This window comes from Ferrovibrio sp. (assembly GCF_025869515.1).
Taxonomy (GTDB): domain Bacteria; phylum Pseudomonadota; class Alphaproteobacteria; order Ferrovibrionales; family Ferrovibrionaceae; genus Ferrovibrio.
Map to the genome: position 1 here is coordinate 1 of NZ_JAOZVR010000053.1, position 24,105 is coordinate 24,105.

Genomic DNA, 24,105 nt, shown 5'->3' on the forward strand with positions numbered 1-24,105 from the left:
GGAAGTGTCGGGCGTCAAGCAGCAGCTGTAGTTCGTGGGCCTTCGGGCTGCCCGCGATTCGCAGCTTAATGTGCTGAGCGCCGTTGCCGCCGGGCTTGAGAATATCAAGCAGATCCAGGCCGCCTCCGCCCCCACCTCGCCCGGTACCGGCAAGCTGCTCGATATCAAGGTCTGAGCAAGCAGTTGTCTTCCAGACACAAAAAAAACCGGCCAGTGGCCGGTTTTTTGTTGTCCGGCGCCAAGGCGCCGGAAGGTAAGGCGATCTTACTTCCTGGCGTCGAAAGCGCCCGAGCGGATCGTGTCGGGCAGCTTCTCCAGGCCATGCGCCGTGACCGCCTTGCCGAACAGCGAGGTCAGTTCCGCCAGTGCCATGCTCATCGCAATCGCGGCAACGATCTCACGGCTGATACCGCCATTGACCAGAGCTTCCCACGTCGCGACGAAAGATTCCCGCGTAACCTTGCTCTGCTCTTCTTCGTTCATCGCCATGGGATATCCCCCTTGTTCTGCGAATCGGTCGTTTGAACCACCGCCTTGGTCGCATATTTAGGTTTATCGAAGGTAAATACGCGGCGCGGCTGCGGCGGAGCGGGGGAATTCTAGCACGAAATCGGCGTCTGCCGAGACGCTTCGGGGCTACAACCCCTCCCGCTTCAAATCCGCACGCATCCGGCGAAACGTCGCCACGGCCCGGCCGATCATTTCGCCGCCGTCCTGGCCCGCCTGGCTGCGGCACAGCCGCACCCCTGCATACCATGGCGAGCGCTCGCCCTCCTCGCCCCAATACCACAACTGCCCCCAGTCGTCGGGCAGCAGGATCAGCGTCGGAATGCCGAGCCCCGCAGCGAGGTGCGCCGCCGCCGTGCTGACCGTCACCACCAGGTCAAGGGCGGCAATCTGCGCCGCCTGCGCGTCGATGTCGCGCAACGGGTCAACGTCGGCATCATGCCGCAGGTCCAGCCCGGTTTCGCGCTGCAGGGCCGCGATATCCTCGACGCTGGGGCCGTATTGCAGCGACACGAAGCTGCAGCCCGGCTCGCGCAGGATCGGTGCCATCGCAGCGAGCGAGAACGACTTGCGATGACCGGCGCTGCGGTTGCGGCTGGCCCATGACAGACCGACCAGCAGCTTGCCCCCCTCTGCATCCTCCTGGTCGGCATACCGCGCACGGAACATCGCACGGCGGTCCGGATCCGCTTTGAGATAGGCTTGGGGATGGCGCGTGAAAGCCGCCGCATCGGGACGCAGCAGCGCCGCCAGATCGCCCGCCGGGCATTGGCAGGCCAGCCCAAGCGCCTGCGGATTCAGCGTGTCGTCATCCGCCACAACCCGGATGCCCGGGAAGGAACGGCTGAACAGCGGCACCAGCCGCGGATCGCTCGCCAGCACGAGATCGCTGCCGGGCCGCGCGGCCAGCTCGGGCAGCAGGCTGGCATAGAGAATCTCGTCGCCGATACCCTGTTCGCGCCAGACCAGCAGCCGTCCCGGCGGCTGCCCCCGGGTCTCCCAGCGCGGCAGGCCGCGGCCGCGATCCGGCGTGGTCCAGGTGGCGCTGTGCCAGCGCCAGGAAAAATGCGGCCAGGCTTCCGCGTAACGCCCGAGCCGCAGCAGCAGGAGCGCGAGATTGTTGTGGCTGTTGCCGTCCTGGGGGTTGCGGTCGATCAGGCGGCGGTAAAGGGCGATCGCCTCGTCGAAGCGTTTCTCCAGGCCGCAGATATTGGCCAGGTTGCCTAAAGCCGTGGCCGAGTCCGGCTGTAGCGACAGCGCCGCATCGACCGCCTTGCGCGCCGCGGCCAGATTGCCGCGCCGCACCTCCAGGCCGGAGACATTGGCATAGGCCAGCGCCTCGCCGGGCTGCAGCGCGATCATGCGGTAATACGCGTCACAGGCTTCGTCGAGACGTTCCACCCTGTCGCAGCATTGCGCCAGATCGGCCAGCAGCGCCATGTCGTCCGGCCGGACCGCCAGGGCGCGCTGCAGTAACGGAAGTGCGTCATCGTACTGGCCGAGCCGGGTGCAGGCAGAGGCCAGCGCCGTCAGCGCCGCGTGATCGTCGGGCTTTATCGCCAGCCGGCGGCGCAGCAGCGGAATGGCTTCCGCATAGGCGCCACGCGCGCACAGCAGGCCGGACAGCAGCGGCAGGGCTTCGGCATGATCGGGATCGATGGCCAGCGCGGCCGCGAATTCATGTTCAGCCATGACCTCATCGCCGCGCAGGCGGGCCAGCATGCCGGCGAAGAAATGCCGTTCTGCGGCGGGCAGCGTATCGCCGAGCAGGGCAACCAGCTGTTCGGTACCGGCACTGTCCTGCGCCGCGGCGCAGCGCTTGGCCAGCACAATCACCTGCGCCGTATAGGCCGGAATGCGACGCAGCAGCCCGGCCAGCGTCGCCGCCGTCTCGCTGCGTTCGCCGGCGAGCCAGCGGGTGGCCGCATGGTTGAACTGCGCCGAGGGCAGTGCGGGGTCAATCGCCAGCGCGGCCTTGAAATGGGCGATGGCAGCCGGCCAGTCACCGGCCGCCTGATCGAGCAGGCCGAGATTGTCATGCGCTTCGGCCGAATGCGGATCGCGCTTGAGCGCGGCCAGATAGGCCTCGCGCGCCGCGACCGTATCGCCCAGCGCGCGGAGAATATTGCCCAGGCTGTTGCGGTAGGCCGCGACCTGCGGGTCGTTGCGGATGGCCTGCTCGACGAAAGCGCGGCCCTGGACGGCAAAGCCGGCCTGCTCCAGCGCCATGCCGAGCAGATGCAGGGCGTCGCTGTTATCGGCGCGCTCGGTCAGAACATCGCGATAGAGGGTGATGGCTTCCGCCAGGCGTCCGGCCTGGTGCAGGGCGACCGCATGCTGCAAACGTTTGCGCCAATCCATTGCAGGACCGGTCATCGGCGCAATTCAGCGACACCGCCTGTGGCGGCTATCGCAGGCCGTCCATGATGTTGCGGTTGATCTGGATCAGCGGCTCGAGATCGGTCGACTGGCCCAGTGTGATCTTGTCGGTATGCTTGTTGACGAAGATGCAGATGTTGATCAGCGAGACCTTGGCATCCTTGGGCAGGGTATTGGCCTCGTCCAGGACTTCCGGCATCAGGTGATTCCACACATCGCGATTCCAGCCGATCGCCGAGGCGATCTTCGCCACATCCAATGGCTGCTTGCTTTGCATCAGCGGCCGGATATCCAGCAGGGCACGCGTGACCGAAGAGAACAGCCGGTATTCCAGCTGCCGGGGCGACTCAAGGGTGTTTTGTGCCGTCAGGTACGGGTTTCTTCCCGACATCTATCAGTCTCCTCTCGACCTCGATCAGGCGTCGAGCCAGTTTCAGGAGCTTGAAATAGTCCTTCTGGACCAAAGCGGCTCCTATATTGGCGATCAGAGCATGAGTACTCGGGGCGGCCTTAACGAACTCCAAACAAGCCGCTTTGATCTGGGGATAATATTCGTCGAACTGCTCTTCCCACAGATAGGCCAGCTGGCAGTAGTAGTAGATTTTCTTAGCGCCGGTATCCACGTCTTCCGGCTTCATTATGTGCTTTTCGCGCAGGAACGAAGCTTTATTTTCGATAATGATGCTGGCTGACTTGGACAGACTGAGTACTGCGCGATTCAGGATGAATTTCTCACCGGCCTTGAGGGTAATAATGAGCGGCACAGCATCCGGAGGGGATTATCGCGACCCCTCCCTCCATATCGGGTTGACACCGGGACAGGGCTATCCCGCTTCCGCCGCCCCGTCAAGAAACCCTGTGTAACCGGGCAAAAAGAAAGGGGGCCAAAGGCCCCCTTTCGCTCACCCGGTATAAACCGGATATTAACGGAACAGGCTGAGCAGGGTGTTGGGCTGCTGGTTGGCGATCGACAGCGCCTGGATGTTGAGCTGCTGGCGGACCTGCAGGGACTGCAGGGTGGCGCTTTCAGCGGCAACGTCGGCGTCGACCAGGGCGCCGAGGCCCTTCTTGGTCGCGTCGACCAGGTCGTCAACGAAGCCCTTCTGCAGACCGATCGAGCGCGACTGCGCCGCGACCTGCGCCGAGATGGAGTTGACCAGCAGCTCCAGGGTGCCGAGGTCGGCAATCGCCGAGCTGTAGTTCGACGCGGCGGTGTAGCCGCCGGTGAACAGGCTCGAGAAGCTCGACGCAGCAGCCGACAGCGAGGAGCTGGTCTGCAGGGTCAGCGTCGTACCGGTCACGTCGGCCACGAAGGTGACCGAGGTGTCGGCAGTGAGCAGGTTCTTGCCGTTATAGGCAGCCTGGCCGATGTAATTCTGGATCTGGGTGACCAGCTGGTTCACGTCGTTCTGGTACACAACGCGCTGATCCGTGGTCAGCGAGCCGTCGGCCAGATTGGCGAACTTCGCCTTGATGTCACCGATCAGGTTCGAAATGCCGGTCAGCGCGGCAGCGGTAACCTGACCGAGGCCTTCACCGGCAGCCAGCGAGGACTGCACCGAGGCATAGGCCTTGATGTTACCGCGGATGCCCTGCGCAACCGCGAACACCGCGGCGTCGTCAGACGCGTCGGCAACACGGAAGCCGGTCTGAACCCGCTTCGAGGTGACGTCGAGAGAGGCATTGGTGCTGCGCAGCGACGACAGAGCGACGAGCGCGCCAACGTTGGTATTTACGGAATTAGCCATGATCTACTCCATTTCCTTTTCTAGGAAAGCGGCGGTTAGCAATGTAATGGGTGTGAAGCGGAACCGAAGACTGTGTACGCGTTTTAGAAACAGAGACGCCGCCCCGCGAACGGGGCGGCGTCTCGTTACTCTATTAACGGAACAGGCTGAGCAGGGTGTTGGGCTGCTGGTTGGCGATCGACAGCGCCTGGATGTTGAGCTGCTGGCGGACCTGCAGGGACTGCAGGGTGGCGCTTTCAGCGGCAACGTCGGCGTCGACCAGGGCGCCGAGGCCCTTCTTGGTCGCGTCGACCAGGTCGTCAACGAAGCCCTTCTGCAGACCGATCGAGCGCGACTGCGCCGCGACCTGCGCCGAGATGGAGTTGACCAGCAGCTCCAGGGTGCCGAGGTCGGCAATCGCCGAGCTGTAGTTCGACGCGGCGGTGTAGCCGCCGGTGAACAGGCTCGAGAAGCTCGACGCAGCAGCCGACAGCGAGGAGCTGGTCTGCAGGGTCAGCGTCGTACCGGTCACGTCGGCCACGAAGGTGACCGAGGTGTCGGCAGTGAGCAGGTTCTTGCCGTTATAGGCAGCCTGGCCGATGTAATTCTGGATCTGGGTGACCAGCTGGTTCACGTCGTTCTGGTACACAACGCGCTGATCCGTGGTCAGCGAGCCGTCGGCCAGATTGGCGAACTTCGCCTTGATGTCACCGATCAGGTTCGAAATGCCGGTCAGCGCGGCAGCGGTAACCTGACCGAGGCCTTCACCGGCAGCCAGCGAGGACTGCACCGAGGCATAGGCCTTGATGTTACCGCGGATGCCCTGCGCAACCGCGAACACCGCGGCGTCGTCAGACGCGTCGGCAACACGGAAGCCGGTCTGAACCCGCTTCGAGGTGACGTCGAGAGAGGCATTGGTGCTGCGCAGCGACGACAGAGCGACGAGCGCGCCAACGTTGGTATTTACGGAATTAGCCATGTTATAGCTCCTATTCTAGGATCACAGATGGACGTCCTCTTTTGAGGACTACGGGCTTTAAAGCAGATTGCGACAACAAGTGTCAATCAGAAAAACTATGTCAGCACGTCTGCCCGTTGCTAAAAGCCATTATTTTTCAAATACCTTAATGGGGTGTTAACGAATTGGACGCCTACGGATTACCGGCCGAAATCGGCACATATGACTGAAATATAACAACATTTCATATATTACGACGAAAAAGCTTGGTTAACCGCCGCTAAAACCCCACTCCAGTCATCCGGCCGCTCCTGCCGCAAAATCGAAACACTGTCGTACCAGCGGCTGTCGGCGCCCTCGCCGGGCCAGTACCAGAGCCGCCCGCGACCGCGCGGCAGCAGCAGTCGGGTCGGCACGCCCAGCCCGCCGGCCAGATGCACGGCCGTGGTGCTGACGCTGACCACACCGTCCAGGGCGGCCAGCTGCGCCGCCAGCCCGTCCAGATCGGCGAAGCCATCGATGGCGGGATCATGGTGGATGGCGACACCCTGTTCGCGCAGCAGCGCGAGATCGTCGGCCACATCGCCATATTGCAGGCAGAGCCAGAGAATATCCGGGCGCGCCAATGCCGGCGCCAGCAGCGCCGGCGCTATGCTCTTCTGCGCGCCGATGCTGACATTGCCACTGCGCCAGGCCAGACCGATCACACGCCGGTCCGGTCCGGCGATGCGGTGGTATTCGGTTTTCAGAATCTGCACCCGCCGCGCATCGGCGACGAGATAGCGGCCCTTGCCGGCAAAATCCGCCTCGCTGCGGCGCAGGAAATGTCCCAGACTGCCGAAGGGACATTGCGCGGCAGCCGCCACCTTCGTGCCGCGCGCCACCACGCTGACCTCGCGACCGGCGAAAGAGCGCGCAAACAGATCGACCAGGCGCGGCTCCACCGCCACGATCAGACGCGCGCCGCTCACGCGCTGCGCATCCTCCAGCATGGTGCCATAGAGAATCTGGTCGCCGGCCCCCTGCTCGCCCCAGAGCAGCAGGCTCGCACCGGGCCGTGGCCTGCCGTCCCAGCGCGGCAGACCGAGTCCCCAGTCACGCTCCCTGTAATCCGGATTGCGCCAGCGCCATTCGTAATCGCGCCAGCCATGGGCATAGTCGCCACCCGCAAGGCGCAGCAGGCCCTCATTCATGCGACCGGCCGCCCAGTCCGGCGCCGTCTTGCGCAACAGCTCGAACTGCTGCGCGGCGGCGGCAGTCTCGCCGAGATCTTCCCACAGCAGCATGGCCAGGTTGTTGCGCGCCTGCACATGGTCAGGCTGCAGACGGAGCGTTTCCTCATAATGCCGCCAGGCGCTGGCCGTGGCGCCCTCGCGACGCAGCAGGTTGGCCAGGTTGTAATGTCCCTCGACATAATCGGGGTCGAGCGACAACGCGTGCATATACCGCTCCGCCGCATCGTCGCTGCGGCCCAGTGCCAGCAAGGCGGTCGCCAGATTGCCATGGAAGGCTGCTTCGGCCGGCTGCACCGCAATCGCCCGTTCGATCAGCGCCACCGCGCCGGCATGATCGCCGGCCTGGTCCTGCAATACGCCGAGCAGGTGCAGCGCATCGGCCTGCCGCGGATCCTGCACCAGCACGGCTTCGTAACCGGCGCGCGCCGCCGCCAGATCGCCGGCGCGATGACATGCCACGGCCTGCCGCAACAGGGTTGCCGTCGTGTCGCTCATCGGCGGCGTTCTCCGCGCCACTGCCCGAAGGCCGCAGCAACACGCTGAATGGTCGCCGCCCAGTTGTCGCCCTGCCCTGCCGCCTGACGGAACAGGCGCATATCGGCATACCAGGGACTGTCCTCACGGTCGAGAAACCAGTACCACAGCCGGCCCGCGCCGGCCGGCAGCAGGGCCCAGCATGGCCGCCCCACGGCGGCCGCAATATGCAGGCCGCTGTTGCTGGTGCCGATCACCAGATCCATCGCGGCCGCCTGTGCCGCATAGCGGTCGATATCGGCGAGCTGGTCGACGCTGTCGTCATGCAGGATGTCGATCCCCAGCTGCGCGGCGACGGCGTTGCGCTCGTCCGCCGTGTCGCCGTATTGCAGATCGACGAACAGCACATCCGGCTGGTTCAGGATGGCGCCCCAGGCGGTCAGTGGCACCGACTTGAAATCGCCGAACAGCGCATTGCGGCTGCGCCAGGTGAGGCCGACCACATGGCGCTTGCCCCGGGCGTCACACTGGCCGCGATAGCGCGCGCGGAATTCGGCCACTGCCGCCGGATCGGGTTTCAGATAGGCGCGCGGCGGCGGAAACTCCGCCAGCGTCGGCCGCAGCACCGCCCCCAGGCCGCCGATGCCGGTCTGCATCCCGGCCATGGCGGCGATCTCCTTGTCGCGCCCGGCATTCATCGCTTCGATCTGCAAATCGGGGAAGGAGCGCCGCAGCAGCGGCACCAGCCGCGCGTCGCAGGCACAGACCGGCACCGCGCCGCGCGCCGCCAGTTCGGGCAGCATCTGCGCATAGATCACCTGATCGCCGATACCCTGCTCGCCCCAGACCAGGACGCGCTGGCCGGGACGGATCGCACCATCCCAGTCCGGCAGACGTTCGCGGAATGTGGCGCCGCGCGGATCATGCACGCCGGTCTGCATGCGGATGCGATAGAGCGGCCAGCCCTCGGCGAGCCGGCCGAGCGAGAGCAGCAGCAGGCCGAGCTTCAATTCCACTTCGGCAACCGCTTCGTCGGTGCGATGGCCTTGCGCGGCACGCGCCGCCTGGTAATCCGCGAGCGCGCCCTGATAGTCGCCGGTCTGTTCGCGCAGCGTGCCGCGCCCGCCGAATACGATGCAGTCGTCGGGGGCCAGCAGCATGGCGCGGTCGATATCGTGGCTGGCCTCGTCATGGCGCCCCAGCAGCTGCAGCGCGACGGCGCGATTGACCAGCATCTCGATACGGGCGGGATCGAGGGCCGCCGCGCGATCCAGACGGACCAGCGCCTCTGCCGCGCGCTGCTGCTTGATCAGCAGCACCCCGAGCAGCAGCAGGGCATTGAGATGACCGGGGTGCTGCACCAGCAGTGTCTGAAGCTCGCGCACGGCTTCCGCCATGGTGTCCGGGTGCTGGATCATGGCCAGCGTGCCGGCATAATGCTCGCGGATATCGGCATCGTCGGGCGCCAGCGCCATGGCCTTGCGATGATGCAGCAGCGCATCCTCGAAACGCCGCCCGGCCCGCAGGGCCCGGCCGGCGAGATCGCGCAGATCGGCGGCCTGCGGTTCGGCCTTGACCGCGATGCCTAGCTGCTCCAGCGCTTCGATCATGCGGCGTTCTGCCATCAGCGCCAGAATCAGGCCGCGGCGCGCGCCGGCGTGATCCGGCTGCAGGGCCAGCGCCGCACGATAGGCATCGATGGCACCGCTCCTCTCGTCCAGACCCAGCAGCGCCACGCCGAGATTGCTGTGGAAATCGGCGGCCTGCGGCGCCCGCGCGATGGCGCGGCGGATCAGATCGACCGCTTCGGCATGCCGGCCCTGCTGGTCGGCCAGCACGCCAAGCAGATGCAGCGCATCGGGCTGGTCCGGCGCCAGTTGCAGCACAATGCGATAGCAGTCGGCGGCACGGGCCAGCGCACCGGCTTCATGCGCCTGCAACCCGGCACGAAGCCATTGCGACGGTGTTGCCGGCTGCGCTTCGGTCATGGGGCATCCAGAAAACGGCTGAGCTGCTGCAGGGCGGCGCTCCAGTCGCCGGGCTGCGCCTGCCGGATCAGCCGCACCGAGTCATACCAGGGCGAGCGTGTGCCGGAGGCGGGCCAGTACCACATGCGGCCGCGCCCGACCGAGAGCAGGATATCGCAGGGCACGCCAAGCGCACCGGCAATATGCACGGTCGAATTGCTGCTGCTGACCACGGCATTGAGGGCGGCGACCTGCGCAGCCAGGCCATCGAGATCGCGCATCGCATCGATTTCGGTATCCTGGTGGATGGCGACGCCGTGGCGTTTGGCAAAGTCGGCGATCTCGGCTGCGACATCGCCGTATTGCAGCGACACCCAGACCAGGCCCGGCCGCTGCAGCACCGGCAGCAGGGTTTCCAGGCTGAGACTCTTGTAGTGGCCGACATGCCAGTTGGCGCTGCGCCAGGACAGGCCGACCAGCCTGTCGCCCGGGCGGCCCAGGGCCGCATAGCGGCGGCGCAGCTCTGTACTGCGCGCGGCATCGGCCTTCAGATATCGGCCATCGCTGCAGGCCGAGGGGTCCGTCCGCAGCCACTGGCCCAGGCTGCCGAAGGGGCATTGCATGTCCGCCGGAACAGTGGCGCCGCGTTCCACGACGGTCACGCCCTCCTGCATCAGCGCACGGGCAAACAGCGGCACCAGGCGCGGCTCCACGGCAACGGTCACCGTGCCGGCAGCGCGCCGGATCGCATCGGGCAACATGGTGCCGTAGAGGATATGGTCGCCGATGCCCTGCTCACCCCACAGCAGCAGATGGCGCCCTTGCAGGGATGTGCCATCCCAGCGTGGCAAGCCGCCACCCCAGTCCTGTTCGCCGAAGCCATCGAAGCGCCAACGATGTTCGTATTCCTGCCAGCCGCGGGCGTAGTCGCCGATGGAGAGCAGGAACAGGCCATAATCCATATGGGCTTCGGCCAGGTTGGGCCGGATTTCGAAAATCCGTTCGAAGGCCGCGCGCGCCGCAGCGGTGTCGTTGGTCAGACTGAGCGTATAGGCGAGATTCTTCTGTGCCTTGGCAAAGCCGGGCTGGATCGCCAGTGCGCGGCGATACCAGTTTGCCGCCTCGGCAAAGTCTTCATGCTCCAGCGCGTCATTGCCGAGGCCATTGAGCGCCGCGACATCCTCGGGATTGAGGTCCAGCGTCGTCCGGAACGCCGCCACCGCGCCGGCCTTGTCGCCGTTGCGGCGCCGGGCGATACCCAGCATGCTGCGGATTTCCGCATTCTTCGGGTCCTCTGCCGCCGCTTCCTCGAACCAGACCACGGCTTCGGCTGTGGCGTCGCGGTCGAGCAGGCAGCGCCCTTTCTCGTATTTCAGCACCGGGCGCGGCAACACCGGCAGAATACGGTCCAGCAGGGCCTCGGCCTCATCCAGCCGGCGTTTTTCACGCAGCGTCCGCGCCAGCAGCTGTATGGCATAGATATGGTTGGGTGCCGCCTCGACCGCGGCGGTGAAATGCGCGATCGCCGCTTCGCCCTGCCGCTCCTGTCGCGCAATCAGTCCCAGCCGGATATGCGCCCAGACATTGCCGGCATCCAGCTTGAGCACGAGTTCGCAGGCTCGCCGGGCATCGCCAAAATGACCGCTCGCTTGGAGCTTCTTGGCGGTGGCAAGCGCCTGGCGGATTTTCTGGGCGATCCTGTCGGGCTGCATGATATTCTGCCGACTGTTATGCCATGAGCGTTAATGGATTGGTAATCCCCGGCGATCCGGGAGTGCAGATGTGACCTTTCTCCGGATAGCCCCCGAGCCGGCCGAATCGGATTCCGGCGCCATGACGCATACGGCACCGGAACGGCTGGCCGGAGCCGCCGCCTATACCCGCGCCCTGCTGCAGGACTTCGGCGGTTATCTCCTCTCTCTCGGCCTGCTCAGCCTCGGCGGCATTCTGCTGCTGCCGATGATCACCGTCAGCCTGACGCCGGCCGAACTGGGCCTGTTCAGCCTGGTCGATACCGCGTTGACGCAGGGCCTCACGCTGGGGCTGCTCGGCCTGAAATTTTCCTATCTCTACTATTATGCCCACCTGCCGGCCGGCGAACGTCCGATGCTGCTCGGCAATACCCTGATCCTGAGCGGCGCGGGCAGCCTTGTCGTCGGGGCCCTGCTGGCCGGCCTGTTCGGCAACGCGGCCGTCATGGCGCAGTTCGATGCCGCGCCGCTGCCGATGGCCTGGCTGCTGATGCCGCTGCTGTTCACCGGCGCGGCGCAGGTGGTGCTGCTGACCGAACTGCGCGCCGCGCGCCATGTGAAACTGTCCGGCGTGATCGCCGCGGCACAGCTCGTGCTGCTGCTGGGCTGCAGCTACTGGATGGTGGTGGAGCAGGGTTACGGCCTGCCCGGCCTGCTCGGCGCGCAGCTGATCGCGCAGGGCATCGCCACCCTGGTCGCGCTGGTCCTGCTGCTGCCGCGGCTGACATTCGATTTCGATATCGCGCGATCGCAACGGCTGCTGCGTTATGGCCTGCCGATGATGGGCGGCCTGACATTGCGCTATGCGCTCGATACGATCTGCCGCTTCCTGATTGCGGCCCTGGTTTCGATCGAGGCGGCCGGCCTGTTCCTGGTGGTCAATCGCATCGCCTCGCTGTTCGAGAGCCTGCTGGCAATGCCCTTCCTGATGGCCTTCGGCAGCCTGGTGCATCACGCCCTGCGCCAATCCGATGCCGCGCGGATTCTCGGCCGCATCAGCAGCGTGATGCTGACCGCCGGCGCCAGCTTCGCACTCCTCCTGCTGGCGTTGCGCGAACCGCTGTTCCTGGTGCTGGCGCATGATCTGTTGCCCGGGAGTGCCGGCATGTTCGCGTTACTGCTGCTGTCCCGGCTGGTGATGACGGTACGCTCGCCGCTCACGGCTGGCATGCTGCGCGATGGCCGCACCGGCTGGGCGGTCGGCAACAGTGCCCTCGCACTGGCGCTGTTCCTCGCCGCCATCTGGCCGGCCGCATACCTCGCCGGGGCCACCGGCGCCGCCGCCGCACTGCTTGCCGCCAATCTGTTCGCCAGCATCCGTCTCGGTCTGATTGCCCGGCCGCTCTGTCCGCAGCAAATCCAGCCGCAGGCCTGGATGCTGACCGCCCTGCTGGGAGGCGCCGCTGCCGCCATGCTGGTTTTCGGCGATCTTCCGCTGGTGGTCTGGAGCATGCTTCTGGTTGCAGCCGCCGCAATTGCGCTGCATCAATGCCGTCATGCCCGCGTCATCCCTGTATTATAGCAGTATGGGCTATAGTGGTGCCGCATGACGATTCGTAATCTCGACAAACTCTTCGCCCCGAAGTCGGTCGCCGTGATCGGCGCCTCGGGCACGCCCGCCCGCGTCGGCAGCGTCGTGCTCGACAATCTGGTCCGCGGCGGCTTCATCGGTGCGATCTGGCCGGTCAATCCGAAATACAAGATTCTGCAGGGCCTGCCCTGCTACGCATCCGTGCGCGCCCTGCCCGGCATTCCCGACCTTGCCGTCATTGCCGTGCCGCCCGAGGCCGTTCCGGAGCAGATCGAGCAGCTCGGCGCGCTCGGCTGCCGCGCCGCCGTGGTGCTGACCGCCGGACTGTCATCACAGAAAACCGCAGACGGCCGCAGCCTGCAGCAGGCCATGCTGGATGCCGCCAAGCCCTACCTGCTGCGCATTCTCGGTCCCAACGGCATCGGCCTGCTGATTCCCGGCCTGAAGCTGAATGCCAGTTTCGCGCATACCGATGCGCAGCCCGGCCAACTCGCCTTCGTCAGCCAGTCGGGCGCGCTCTGCACCATCGTGCTCGACTGGGCCAAACAGCACGGCATCGGCTTCAGCCACTTCCTTTCGGTGGGCGATTCCGCCGACGTCGATTTCGGCGACATCATCGACTACCTCGCCACCGATCCGCAGACCCGCGCCATCCTGCTCTATATCGAGTCGGTGAAGAACGCGCGCAAATTCATGTCGGCCGCGCGGTCGGCCGCCCGCAACAAGCCGATCGTCGCGGTGAAATCCGGCCGCAATGCGCGCGCCGCCCAGGCCGCCGCCTCGCATACCGGCGCGCTGGCCGGCGGCGACGATGTCTACACCGCCGCCCTGCAACGCGCCGGTATCCTGCGCGTGGACGGCGTCGAGGAGTTGTTCGGCACCGTCGAGACGCTGGCGCGCAGCCGTCGCCTGCCGGGCGAACGGCTCGCCATCGTCACCAATGGCGGCGGCCCCGGCGTGATGGCGGTGGATACCCTGATCGAACGCGGCGGCCGGATGGCCGACCTGCAGGCGACCACGCTGGCAGCGCTGGACCGCGTGCTGCCGCCGACCTGGTCGCACGGCAATCCGGTTGACATCATCGGCGATGCACCGAGCGAGCGTTATGCCGAAGCCCTGAAGATCGTGCTGGCCGATCCCGGCGTCGATGCCGTGCTGGTGATGCATGCGCCGACCGCAATCGTGCCGTCGCTGGCGCCGGCGCTGGCGGTGATCGAGGCGGCCCGCGGCTCGCCCAAGAATGTGCTGACCTGCTGGTCGGGCGGCGAAGCCGTGCAGGCGGCGCGCAAGGCCTTTGCCGAGGCCGGCCTCGTCTCCTACGAAACGCCCGATGCGGCGGCGCGCGCCTTCATGCATATGGTGAACTATCGCCGCAACATGCAGAACCTGATGGAAATCCCGGCCGAACTGCCGGTCGATTTCGAGCCCGACCATGCCACCGTGCGCAGCGTGATTGCCACGGCGCTGGGCGAAGGCCGCAGCATGCTGAACGAGATCGAGGGCAAACGGATTCTCGCGGCCTATGGCATCCCGGCAGTGCCGACCGAGGCGGCAGCCGATCCGGCCGCCGCCGTGGCGGCGGCGCAGCGCATCGGCTATCCGGTCGCGCTCAAGATACTCTCGCCCGACATCACGCATAAATCCGACGTCGGCGGAGTGGCGCTGAACCTGAGCAGCGAGGCCGAGCTGGTGACAGCGGCGGAAGCGATGCTGACCCGCGTGCGTCAGCGCCGGCCGGAAGCGCGCATCGACGGCTTTGCCATCCAGGCGATGATCCGCCGCCCGCGCGCCCATGAGCTGATCGTCGGCGCGCTCACCGATCCGATCTTCGGCCCGGCCATCATGTTCGGCCAGGGCGGTGTCGGCGTCGAGGTCATCGGCGACCGCGCCGTGGCCCTGCCGCCGCTCAACATGCATCTGGCCCATGATCTGATCGACCGCACCAAAGTCAGCCGCCTGATGGCCGGCTATCGCGATTTCCCGCCGGTGGACCGCGATGCACTGGCCGCGCTGCTGATCCGCGTCGCCCAGATGATCGCCGATCATGCCGAGATCGCCGAACTCGACATCAACCCGCTTTATGCCGACGACCAGGGCATGATGGCGCTGGATGCCCGCATGGTGATCCGGCCCAGCACGGTGACCGGCCATGATCGGCTGGCGATCCGCCCCTATCCCAGCGGCCTGGAAGAGACCGTCACGCTGCGCAACGGCGAAACCGTGCTGCTGCGCCCGGTGCGGCCAGAGGACGAACCGGCGCATGAGGATTTCGTGCAGAGCGTCTCGGCCGAGGATTTCCGCCTGCGCTTCTTCTCGCCGATGCGCGCCCTGCCGCATACCGAAATGGCGCGTTTCACCCAGATCGATTACGAACGTGAGATGGCCTTCATCGCCACGCGGCCCAGTCCGGCCGGCGGCGACAGCCATGACGAGACGCTGGGCGTGGTGCGCGCCATCACCGATCCCGACAACCTGCGCGCCGAATTCGCCGTGCTGGTCCGCACCGACATGAAGGGCCAGGGGCTGGGTGAATTCCTGATGCGCAAGATCATCGATTATTGCCGCCAGCGCGGCACCCGCGAGATCGTTGGCGACATCCTGCGCGAAAACCAGCCGATGCGGACGCTCGCCGCCGAACTGGGCTTCCAGACCGTGGGCGGTCAGGGCATGGATGTGATCGAGGTGCGCCTGCCCCTGCAGGGCTGAAAACCTGACCTTTGTCGACTTTTCACCAGGGTTTTCTGTCCCAGGGTTCCGGTGGGGTTGCCGCGGCCCGCCCCCCTCTCTATCTTAACCGGTAATCCGCACCGGGCGACCGGCCCGGTGACTGTGCCCCTGTTTCCAGAGATGATCGTCCAGAGATGATCGATCCGTTCGGCCGTTCGATTTCCTACCTCCGCGTATCGGTCACCGACCGCTGCGACTTCCGCTGCGTCTACTGCATGGCGGAAGACATGACCTTCCTGCCCAAGGCCGACGTGCTGAGCCTGGAAGAACTCGACCGGCTCTGCTCGGCTTTCGTGGGCATGGGTGTGCGCAAGCTGCGGCTGACCGGCGGCGAGCCGCTGGTGCGGCGCGGCATCATGACCCTGATCGACAGCCTCGGCCGCCACCTGAAGACGGGTGCGCTGGACGAACTGACGCTGACCACCAACGGCAGCCAGCTGGAGAAATATGCCGCCGGCCTCGCCGCGGCCGGCGTGAAACGCATCAATGTCTCGCTCGATACGCTGGATAGCGACAAGTTCACCGAGCTCACCCGCTGGGGCAAGCTCGACAAGGTGCTGACCGGGCTGCAGGCCGCCAGGGCGGCGGGCCTGCAGGTCAAGATCAATGCGGTGGCGCTGCGCGGCGTCAACGACATGGAGTTCGACAACCTGATCGCCTGGTGCGGCGATGAAGGCTTCGACCTCGTGCTGATCGAGGTGATGCCGATGGGCGAGATCGGCGAGGCCGCGCGTATCGACCAGTATATGCCGCTGTCGATGGCGCGCGCGCAGATCCAGCGCAAATGGACACTGGAAGAGACCGACTACAAGACCGGCGGTCCGGCGCGCTATTACACCGTTGCCGAGACCGGCCGTCGCCTGGGCTTCATCACGCCGCTGACTCATAATTTCTGCGAAAGCTGCAACCGCGTGCGGCTCACCTGCACCGGCACGCTCTATATGTGCCTGGGCCAGAACGACGCCGCCGACCTGCGCGGCCCCCTGCGCATGTCGGAAAGCGATGCGCCGCTGGAACAGGCCATCAGCGCCGCCATCGCCCGCAAGCCCAAGGGCCATGACTTCATCATCGACCGCCGCCACGCCCCCACGGCGGTACCGCGCCACATGAGCGTGACGGGCGGTTGATTAAGACCGGCGGTTGATTAAGACCGGCAGCTGAATTCAGTCCCTCGTCACGCCGTTGGCCAGCGTGTACTGGTCGGCGCGGGCCCTGTAGCTGAAACCCTTGCGCAGGGCCCAGCTCGTCACCTCGATATGCAGCGGGATCAGCGCCTGGTCGTCCAGCGCCATCTTGGAGCCCTGCTGCAGCAGCATCTCGCGCCGACCCGCATCCACCGTGCGCAGGGCCTCCTCGACCACGGCATCCAGCGCCGGATTGGAATAACGCGTCTTGTTGGCGGCGCCGAAGCCCTTCTCCCTGTTCACCGTGGTGACGATCGAGCGCAGCGGATTCGACATCTCGCCAGTGCCGGCTGCCCAGCCGACCAGGCCGGCGGAATATTTGAACTCGTCGCGGTTCTTGAAGAACACCGTGGCATTCACCGCATCCACCTTGGTCTTCACGCCGATGCGCGTCCATTGCGAGGCGATGGCCTGCGCCACCTCGGCATCGTTGATGTAGCGATTGTTCGGCGAGCCCAGCGTGATCGAGAAACCGTTCGGATAGCCGGCCTCGGCCAGCAGCTTCTTGGCGGCATCCGGATTATACGATGTCGGCACGGCATCCTTGCGGGTGCCGAACATCGGGCTGGGCAGGAAATCGCCGGCTGGCTTGCCGAGGCCCTCCATGATGCGGCTGGTGATGGCATCGCGGTTGATCGCCAGCGACAGCGCCTTGCGCACGCGCACGTCGCGCAGGGGGTTTTTGCCATCGGTATCGGGGATGCCGGCGGTCGGCTCCGACTGGTCCAGTGAAATATAGATCAGCCGGTTCGACACCGTCTGGCTGATCTTCACATTCGGATTCTCGCCCAGCTTCTTCATGTCGGCCGGCGGCGGATTCTCGATCATGTCGACATCGCCGGCCAGCAAGGCCGCGACACGCGCCGCGTCGTTCGACATCGGCCGGTAGATCACCTGGCTCCAGGTCGGCTTGCCGCCCCAGTAAGCCGGATTGCCGGCCAGCACCAGGCGGTTGCCGCGCGTCCATTCGACGAATTTATACGGCCCGGTGCCGACCAGGCCCTCGCCGCGGTTGAGCGCCTCGGTGGTCACACCTTCGGCGACATCGGCCCTGGCCACCTTGGACGACATGATGGCGACGCGGCTGAGATCGTTGGGCAGCAATGGCGTGGGGGCTTTGGTGAGGAAATGCACGGTATGATCGTCGATCACCTTCACCTCGCTGACCGTGCGGGTGAACAGCGTGAAGGGCGACGGGCTGTTCGGCACCTTGGCCGGGCGCGCCAGCGAGAAGACCACATCGGCCGCGGTGAACGGCGAGCCATCGTGGAATTTGACGCCCTTGCGCAGCCTGAATTCCCAGGTGGTGTCGTCCAGCGTCTTCCAGCTTTCCGCCAGGCCGGGCGTCAGTTTCTGCGTCTCGTCCTGGCGGATCAGCGTGTCGAAGATCGAATAGGCGATCTGGTTGTTGACCGTCAGGTTGAAATAATACGGATCGAGCGAATTCAGTTCGGTCGACAGGCCGATGCGCAGCTCCTGCGCCTGCGCCGCCGCACCGAAACCGAACACCAGACCCGCCGCGGCAACCGCCGCCTTCCAACCCGACATCGTCATGACGCAATCCTCTGTTCTATTTTACAGTCACTATTTGAGCGTGATCCGATGCGCGAAACTCTGCCCGTCGGAAATGGTCAGCTCCTCGAAACCCAGCATGCGCACCAGGTCGAGGAAAGTCAAAACGTCCTGCAGGCCCTTCTCGCGGAAGACCGGCGTGCCGCGCGCCATGCTGGTCATATGCGCCAGCACGGCGCGGGCCTGGTACAGACCCTGGAAACCGTTCTGGCCGATGGCAACGATGATCAGTCGCTCGGAGGTCTCGCCCTTGGCGAACACGACAAACGGCGGCGCATAGGGCCGCGCATTCTGCTGGTAGGCCAGGCCGGTGACGAAGCCCAGCCGCAGCTCGCCGGTCGCCTGCGGCATCACCGCCGCGCGCGTCGCGTAGTCCTCCTGCGAGGTGATCGGCGGGTAGTAATAGCCGGCATGGCGGTCGGCGTCCTGTGCGCCGGCCGCTCCGGCGAGCAAAGTGGCCGTCAACAGGAGCGCGGCCCGCACCTGCAGCATGACGCGCGGCATAACAGATCGTGTCGGCATCCCCGGTCCCCCATGGTATCGCCCCGTCCAGCCGGCAGTGTCATCCGGGACTGTCCGCCCCCTGTCCCACTGGCTATACTGCCGGGGATTTCAGGTCTGACGTCTTCCCATCCTGGCTGGCGGGCACGTATTCGCATGACGCAGTTTAGCAAGATCGCCTTTGTCGCGGCCAGAGGCGATACCGCCGAAGCCGCCCGCGCGAGGCTGGCCTCGCGCTATGGCGATGCGGCGCCGGAAAAGGCCGATGTCATCGTGGCGCTGGGCGGCGACGGCTTCATGCTGCAGACCCTGCACCAGTATATGACCAGCCGGATTCCGATCTACGGCATGAACCAGGGCACGCTCGGCTTCCTGATGAACGAATACCGGGAAGACAGCCTGGTGGAACGGCTGGCCGAAGCGCAGGCCGCCACCGTGCATCCCCTGCGCATGCGCGCCGTCACCCTCAACGGCGAGCAGCATGAGGCGCTGGCGATCAACGAGGTGGCGCTGCTGCGCCAGACCCGCCAGACCGCCAAGCTGCGCATTTCGATCGATGGCCGCGTGCGCGTGGAGGAACTGGTCTGCGACGGCGCCCTGGTGGCGACGCCGGCCGGCAGCACGGCCTATAACCTGTCCGCCCATGGCCCGGTGCTGCCGCTCTCGGCCGGCGCCCTGGCGCTGACGCCGATCAGCGCCTTCCGGCCCCGGCGCTGGCGCGGCGCCCTGCTCGGGCGCAACGCCACGGTGAAGATCGACGTGCTGGAAACCGCCAAGCGGCCGGTCTCGGCCACCGCGGATTTCAACGAGGTGCGCGACGTGGCCAGCGTCGAAATCCGCGAGGCGCCGGAAATCGACCTGATCCTGCTGTTCGATGCCGGGCACAGCCTGGAAGAGCGCATCCTCAGCGAACAGTTCCTGACATAAAAAAACGCCGCGGAATTGCTTCCGCGGCCCCGTCCTGACATAAAAAAACGCCGCGGAATTGCTTCCGCGGCGTTTGTACCTGGCTTTCACACCGCGTCAGTCGCGGGTCACGCCATTGGCAATCGTATACTGGTCGGCGCGCGCCTTGTAGCTGAGGCCCTTGCGGGTCGCCCAGGGCGTTACCTCGATATGCAGCGGGATCAGCGCCTGGTCGTCCATCGCCATTTTCGAACCCTGCTGCAGCAGGGCTTCGCGCTTGGCGTTGTCGACGGTGCCGAGCGCCTGTTCGATGATCGCGTCGAGCTGCGGGTTCGAGTAACGGCCCTTGTTGGTGCCGCCGAAGCCCTTTTCCTTGACCGGCGTGGCCACCAGCGAACGCAGCGGATCCGACATTTCGCCGGTGCCGGCGCCCCAGCCGGCCAGATAGGCCGAATAGGCAAAGGAGTCGCGGTTCTTGAAGAACACCGTCGCCGTGGTGGCATCCACCTTGGTCTTCACCCCGATCCGCGTCCACTGCGACGCCACCGCCTGCGCCACTTCGGCGTCGTTGATGTAGCGGTTGTTCGGCGAACCCAGGGTGATCGAGAAGCCGTTCGGATAGCCGGCCTCGGCCAGCAGCTTCTTGGCGGCATCGGCGTTATAGGCCTCCGGCTTGGCATCCTTGCGGGTGCCGAACATCGGGCTGGGCAGGAAGTCGCCGGTCGGCTGACCCAGGCCTTCCATGATGCGGCTGGTGATCGCCTCGCGGTTGATCGCCATCGACAGCGCCTTGCGCACGCGCACATCCTTCAGCGGATTCTTGCCATCCGCATCGGGGATACCCACGGTGGTCGGCGTGCTGAAGCTGTCGAGATGGATGTAGATCAGGCGGTTGGACACGGCCTGGCTGATCTTCACATTCGGATTCTCGCGCAGCTTCTTCAGGTCGGCCGGCGGCGGGTTCTCGATCATGTCGACATCGCCCGCGAGCAGGGCTGCCACGCGCGCCGCGTCATTCGACATCGGGCGGTAGGTGACCTTTTCCCATTTCGGCTTGTCGCCCCAGTAGGCGGCATTGCCGGCCAGCACGATGCGGTTGCCGCGCGTCCATTCGACGAACTTGTAGGGGCCGGTGCCGATCAGGCCCTCGCCCTTGCTGAGCGCCTCGGTGGTCATGCCTTCGGCGACATCGGGCTTGGCGGCCTTGGACGACATGATGGCGACGCGGCTGAGATCGGTCGGCAGCAGCGGCGCCGGCGCCTTGGTGACGAACTGGACGGTGAAGTCGTCGATCACCTTCACTTCGCTGAAGCTGCGGGTGAACAGGGTGAACGGCGACGGGCTGTTCGGCACCTTGGCCGGACGCGCCAGCGAGAAGACCACGTCGGCGGCGGTGAAGGGCGAGCCGTCATGGAACTTCACGCCCTTGCGCAGCTTGAATTCCCAGGTGGTGTCGTTGATCGACTTCCAGCTCTCGGCCAGGCCGGGCGTCAGCTTCTGGGTTTCGTCCTGCAGGATCAGGGTATCGAAAATCGTGAAGGCGATCTGATTGTTCGGACCGAGATTGTGATAGTGCGGGTCCATCGCGCTCGGCTCGGTCGAAATGCCGATCTTCAGTTCCTGCGCCACGGCCTGGGCGGTCAGCATCGGCATCGCAAACATGCCGGCCGACAGCGCAACAGCAGCCGTCAGCGTTTTCCATCGCATCATCATCGGATTGATCTCCCCTCAATGGCGCGTCGTTGCGCCCGCAAAAACTGGGAGGCAGCTTGCCGATTCAGGCGAAACGAAACAAGAGCCGGCTAGGTCACGAGTGCGATTGCGAAAAGGATCAGCACCAGGCCGGCGACGCGGTTGATCCAGCGGCGCAATTCCGGGCCGACGCGCCGCCGCAACGCAGCGATGCTGCCGCTCAGCAGCGCCCACCAGAGCAGCGAACCGATGAAAACCCCGGCAACCGCGCTGGCCGCTGCCGCAAGGCCCGGATCGGCCGCCAGCCCCAGCCCGGCAAACAGCGCGGCGAAGGAGAGAATCGTCGCCGGGTTGCTCATGGTCAGCGCGAAGGTGACGGCGAACAGCCGCAGCGGGCGATTCTGCTCGGCCGCGCCCGTCGCGGCCTCCGCCGGCGGCACCGCCGAAAAGGTGCGCCAGCCGAGCCAGGCGATGAACAGCGCCCCGCCCCATTGCAGGATCTGCTGCACCGGCACCGGGCCCACGGAACCGAGATTGCCGGCCAGCATGGCGAAGCCGGCCGCAGCCAGTGCGGCATAGGCCGCATCGGCCACCGCCGTGCCGATGCCGCCGCTGAACCCCATCCAGAAACCGCCGGCCAGGCTGCGCTGGATGCACAGCACGCCGATCGGCCCGACCGGCGCGGCGACCGCCAGCCCGAGCAGGATGCCGCGCAGAAAAAGTTCGACGGCGGGCGTCATGGCGGCGACACGGCAACCGGCACCGCGGCGGTTTCCTTGGCGGTCGACAGCACGATCACGGTCTGGCTGCGCGGGATGCCGGGCAGCGCCTTGATGCGCCGCGCCACCAGTTGCTCCAGCGCCAGCAGGCTGGCCGCCCGCACCTTCAGCAGATACGACCAGTCGCTGGCGACATGATGGCATTCCTGGATCGCGGCCTCCTCGCGCACCAGCGCCAGGAAGGCGGCCTCATGCTCGGGCCGCTCGATCAGCACATAGACGAAGGCCAGCACCGGGCTGCCGACCGCCAGCGGATCGACCCGCGCGGTCCAGCCGGCGATGGCGCCGCTTTTCTCCAGCTTTTTCAGCCGCTCGTTGACGGCGGAGACCGACAGGCCGACCACCGCGCCGATCTCGCCATAGGAGGATCGGCCGAAAACCTGTATATGCTCTAGTATTTTCCTGTCGAATTCATCCATACCGGCAATTTATGCCGAATAATGGAGAAAACTCAAGAAAATCTACTGCGCAACTTCCAGGCCAACCGGGCAGGACACGCCGGTGCCCCCTAACCCGCAGTACCCATTGGGATTTTTCGCCAGATACTGCTGGTGATCCGCCTCGGCATAATAGAAGGCCGGCGCCGGGACGATCTCGGTGGTGATCTTCGCCCGCCGCGCCTTGGTCAGCGCCGCCTGGTAGGCGTCGCGCGAGGCCTCGGCCGCCTGCTGCTGCGCCGGCGTGGTGGTGTAGATGCCCGAACGGTACTGCGTGCCGCTATCGTTGCCCTGGCGCATGCCCTGGGTCGGATCGTGGCTTTCCCAGAAGAGTTTCAGCAGCGCGCCGTAGCCGATCTTCGCCGGATCGAACACCACCTGCACCACCTCGTTATGCCCGGTCAGGCCGGTGCAGACCTCTTCATAGGTCGGATTCGGCGTATAGCCGGCGGCATAGCCCACGGATGTGCTGTAGACGCCCGGCCCGGCTTCCCAGAATTTGCGCTCGGCGCCCCAGAAGCAGCCCAGCCCGAAGATCGCGACCTCCATGCCTGCGGGGAACGGCCCCTTGAGCGGATTGCCGTTGACGTAATGCTTTGGCGGCACCGGCATCGCGGTGGCGCGGCCGGGCAGCGCCCTGTCGCGCGGCGGCATTTCGGTCTTGTGACGCGGGGTCTGGAACCACATGGCTTCCTCCGGACGTGGTGCGGAAGCGTCAGGAGAGGACTGCGTTCTGCACAGCCCTGCCCTGCGGCGCCTCCGGTTTGCAGCGGTTGCCATACAAGGTAGTGTGCCTGCCCAAGGAAATCAAAATCACAACCCCGCGTTTCGCCCCCCTTATCCGCAACTGATCGTGCCCGCTTTCCCGCTTTACACCCGCCTGATCGGCACCGGCACCCGCCGTGGCGTTGCGTCGATGATGCTGGGCATGGCCGTCTTCGTCGCCAATGACAGCCTGGTGAAGCTGGCCAGCAGCAGCATGCCGACCGGCCAGCTGATCACCCTGCGCAATGCCATGGCCACCCTGCTGCTGCTGGCGCTGGTCTTTGCCACCGGCCAGGCCCGCCAGTTGCGTCGCGCGGTCAATCCGGCGGTGATGACGCGCAGCAGCCTGGACCTGATCGCCACGCTGCTCTTCATCGCGGCGCTGTTCCACATGCCGATCGGCAATGTCACCGCGATCAACATGAGTTCGCCGCTGATGATGACCGCCGTGGCGGCGGTATTTCTGAATCTGCCGGTCGGCTGGCGGCGCTGGACCGCGGTGGCGGTCGGCTTCGGCGGCATCATGCTGATCGTGCAGCCGCGCGCCGAAGGCTTCAACGCCTATGCACTGGTCGCGCTCTGCTCCACGATTTTCGTCGTGGCGCGCGACCTCAGCACGCGGCGTATCGGCCATGACATTCCCTCCCTGATCGTGGCCACAACCAATTCGGTTTTCGTGACCGGCGGCGCGCTGGTGCTCTCCGCCTTCGAGGGCTGGGTCGCCATCGGCTGGCGGGAATACACCTTGCTGGCCTGCGCCGGCGCCTTCCTGATCATCGGCTATCTGCTGATCGTGGATGCCTTCCGCCATGGCGATCTCGCCACGGTCGGCCCGTTCCGCTACACCGGCCTGATCTGGGCTCTGCTGGCCGGCTATCTGATCTGGGGCGACATGCCCAACCTGCTGGCCTGGGCCGGCATCGTCATCGTGGTGGCCAGCGGGCTTTACGTGCTGCACCGCGAACATCTGCGCGGCCGCGACGAGGCGGCGAAGACGGTGTCGGTGGAGTGAT

General features: G+C 65.8%; 20 protein-coding genes. 5 read left to right on the plus strand and 15 right to left on the minus strand.

What is annotated here, in order from left to right; translation table 11 throughout:
- Positions 1-264: 264 nt before the first annotated feature.
- The 9 genes from OJJ21_RS09075 to OJJ21_RS09115 all read right to left on the minus strand — a co-directional run bounded on the left by OJJ21_RS09075 (position 265) and on the right by OJJ21_RS09115 (position 10,959).
- Entirely contained in the window at positions 265-489 is a 225-nt protein-coding gene (locus OJJ21_RS09075) for a hypothetical protein (RefSeq protein ID WP_297685349.1), read from the minus strand.
- 147 nt (positions 490-636) lie between these two features.
- Positions 637-2,883 (minus strand): tetratricopeptide repeat protein, encoded by a 2,247-nt coding sequence (locus OJJ21_RS09080; protein WP_297685351.1) that lies wholly within the window; start codon positions 2,881-2,883, stop codon positions 637-639.
- A 31-nt stretch (positions 2,884-2,914) separates the two neighbouring features.
- Positions 2,915-3,277, minus strand: a complete 363-nt coding sequence (gene flaF, locus OJJ21_RS09085) for a flagellar biosynthesis regulator FlaF (protein ID WP_297685354.1) — start codon at positions 3,275-3,277, stop codon at positions 2,915-2,917.
- Positions 3,234-3,650, minus strand: a complete 417-nt coding sequence (locus OJJ21_RS09090; protein ID WP_297685356.1) for a flagellar biosynthesis repressor FlbT — start codon at positions 3,648-3,650, stop codon at positions 3,234-3,236. Before OJJ21_RS09090 ends, flaF begins: the two co-directional genes overlap by 44 nt.
- 159 nt (positions 3,651-3,809) lie before the next feature.
- On the minus strand, positions 3,810-4,634 hold the full coding sequence (locus OJJ21_RS09095) for a flagellin (RefSeq protein WP_297685358.1): 825 nt from the start codon (positions 4,632-4,634) through the stop codon (positions 3,810-3,812).
- Between the two features lie 133 nt (positions 4,635-4,767).
- Positions 4,768-5,592 (minus strand): flagellin, encoded by an 825-nt coding sequence (locus tag OJJ21_RS09100; RefSeq protein WP_297685358.1) that lies wholly within the window; start codon positions 5,590-5,592, stop codon positions 4,768-4,770.
- A 230-nt stretch (positions 5,593-5,822) separates the two neighbouring features.
- Complete coding sequence (locus OJJ21_RS09105) at positions 5,823-7,301, minus strand: tetratricopeptide repeat protein (protein ID WP_297685360.1); 1,479 nt, start codon at positions 7,299-7,301, stop codon at positions 5,823-5,825.
- The gene (locus OJJ21_RS09110) at positions 7,298-9,268 is read right to left on the minus strand and encodes a tetratricopeptide repeat protein (RefSeq protein WP_297685362.1); all 1,971 of its coding nucleotides are present in this window, start codon (positions 9,266-9,268) and stop codon (positions 7,298-7,300) included. The genes OJJ21_RS09105 and OJJ21_RS09110 overlap by 4 nt, the downstream gene beginning before the upstream one ends.
- Complete coding sequence (locus tag OJJ21_RS09115; protein ID WP_297685364.1) at positions 9,265-10,959, minus strand: tetratricopeptide repeat protein; 1,695 nt, start codon at positions 10,957-10,959, stop codon at positions 9,265-9,267. Before OJJ21_RS09115 ends, OJJ21_RS09110 begins: the two co-directional genes overlap by 4 nt.
- A gap of 70 nt (positions 10,960-11,029) precedes the next feature.
- Between OJJ21_RS09115 and OJJ21_RS09120 the strand changes: the two genes are divergently transcribed.
- The 3 genes from OJJ21_RS09120 to moaA all read left to right on the plus strand — a co-directional run bounded on the left by OJJ21_RS09120 (position 11,030) and on the right by moaA (position 16,383).
- A complete protein-coding gene (locus tag OJJ21_RS09120; RefSeq protein ID WP_297685366.1) occupies positions 11,030-12,520 on the plus strand; it encodes an oligosaccharide flippase family protein in 1,491 nt (496 codons plus the stop codon).
- A gap of 24 nt (positions 12,521-12,544) precedes the next feature.
- Positions 12,545-15,235: a GNAT family N-acetyltransferase gene (locus tag OJJ21_RS09125; RefSeq protein WP_297685368.1), complete on the plus strand. Its 2,691-nt coding sequence runs from the start codon at positions 12,545-12,547 to the stop codon at positions 15,233-15,235.
- Between the two features lie 155 nt (positions 15,236-15,390).
- A complete protein-coding gene (gene moaA / locus OJJ21_RS09130; RefSeq protein ID WP_297685370.1) occupies positions 15,391-16,383 on the plus strand; it encodes a GTP 3',8-cyclase MoaA in 993 nt (330 codons plus the stop codon).
- A gap of 36 nt (positions 16,384-16,419) precedes the next feature.
- Here moaA and OJJ21_RS09135 read toward each other — a convergent pair whose 3' ends face one another.
- A complete protein-coding gene (locus tag OJJ21_RS09135) occupies positions 16,420-17,994 on the minus strand; it encodes an ABC transporter substrate-binding protein (RefSeq protein WP_297685372.1) in 1,575 nt (524 codons plus the stop codon).
- 30 nt (positions 17,995-18,024) lie between these two features.
- A complete protein-coding gene (locus OJJ21_RS09140) occupies positions 18,025-18,534 on the minus strand; it encodes a molybdopterin-guanine dinucleotide biosynthesis protein A (protein ID WP_297685374.1) in 510 nt (169 codons plus the stop codon).
- Between the two features lie 135 nt (positions 18,535-18,669).
- Between OJJ21_RS09140 and OJJ21_RS09145 the strand changes: the two genes are divergently transcribed.
- On the plus strand, positions 18,670-19,440 hold the full coding sequence (locus tag OJJ21_RS09145; protein ID WP_297685376.1) for an NAD kinase: 771 nt from the start codon (positions 18,670-18,672) through the stop codon (positions 19,438-19,440).
- 96 nt (positions 19,441-19,536) lie between these two features.
- On the opposite strand, the gene OJJ21_RS09150 is transcribed toward OJJ21_RS09145, so the two are convergent.
- The 4 genes from OJJ21_RS09150 to msrA form a co-directional block, all read right to left on the minus strand.
- Complete coding sequence (locus OJJ21_RS09150) at positions 19,537-21,132, minus strand: ABC transporter substrate-binding protein (protein ID WP_297685378.1); 1,596 nt, start codon at positions 21,130-21,132, stop codon at positions 19,537-19,539.
- Between the two features lie 89 nt (positions 21,133-21,221).
- Positions 21,222-21,851, minus strand: a complete 630-nt coding sequence (locus tag OJJ21_RS09155; RefSeq protein WP_297685380.1) for a LysE family transporter — start codon at positions 21,849-21,851, stop codon at positions 21,222-21,224.
- Positions 21,848-22,309 (minus strand): Lrp/AsnC family transcriptional regulator, encoded by a 462-nt coding sequence (locus tag OJJ21_RS09160; RefSeq protein WP_297685382.1) that lies wholly within the window; start codon positions 22,307-22,309, stop codon positions 21,848-21,850. Before OJJ21_RS09160 ends, OJJ21_RS09155 begins: the two co-directional genes overlap by 4 nt.
- 42 nt (positions 22,310-22,351) lie before the next feature.
- A complete protein-coding gene (gene msrA / locus OJJ21_RS09165; protein ID WP_297685384.1) occupies positions 22,352-23,014 on the minus strand; it encodes a peptide-methionine (S)-S-oxide reductase MsrA in 663 nt (220 codons plus the stop codon).
- Positions 23,015-23,180: 166 nt separating this feature from the next.
- On the opposite strand from msrA, the gene OJJ21_RS09170 reads away from it, so the two are divergent.
- Positions 23,181-24,104: a DMT family transporter gene (locus tag OJJ21_RS09170; protein WP_297685386.1), complete on the plus strand. Its 924-nt coding sequence runs from the start codon at positions 23,181-23,183 to the stop codon at positions 24,102-24,104.
- Position 24,105 lies beyond the last annotated feature (1 nt).